This is a genomic window from Vibrio sp. Y176, assembly GCF_033438945.1.
Genome location: NZ_JAWOQS010000684.1, coordinates 1 through 642, shown reverse-complemented (window position 1 = coordinate 642; position 642 = coordinate 1). Strand labels below are relative to the sequence as shown.

The following is a 642-nucleotide window of genomic DNA, read 5'->3' as shown; positions in this document are numbered from 1 at the left end:
CTGTGTTCTATTTGTTTGATGCGTTGGTAAAGTTCTAAATTCTCAGGTGTATTGATGCGATGTTTCTCTGCCGCTTTTAGCAAGTACCCAGTGATAAAATCAATTTCGGTCGGGCGCTGATGAAACACATCTTGCCTCATTGAAGAATAGTTCTCAGACGTTGCCCGCACCACTTGCATAATGGTCTCGAAAAGTACGTCGAACTGCGTCGCAATGTCTTCCTTATTCATCACTTCGACAAGTTCTTTCGTGATGTTTTTCAAGGTGTCTTGAAAATCACCGTGTGCAAGGTCGCCATTTTTACATTGATGCAATGCTGTAAGCGGGTTGATTGCACAGTTTATGGCGAGTTTGGTCCATAACGCGGCATTGATGTTTGGGTTCCAAACAACTTCTGGTAAAGCGTGCTGCATAACATCTTGCAAAAACTGGCAATGAGCGCCAGATGCATTAAAGCCGCCAACTTGAGTGATGCCTTGCCCCGTGTGCATTACGTGCTCTTTATTCGGCTTATAAGCACCATGGGTTGTGGTTGCGATAACGACGGGATTTCCGGATAGCATCTCTTCTACCTGCTCGGCCGTACCCATACCATTGTGCATAAGCATAACAATGGCATCGCGATGAATGTGCTCAATAAGA

General features: G+C 45.2%; 1 protein-coding gene. It reads right to left on the bottom strand.

Going from position 1 to position 642, the window contains the following annotated elements; genetic code table 11:
* Positions 1-642: 2-dehydropantoate 2-reductase (locus tag R7O13_RS28055; RefSeq protein ID WP_318305346.1), on the bottom strand; the 642-nt coding region annotated here is incomplete at both ends.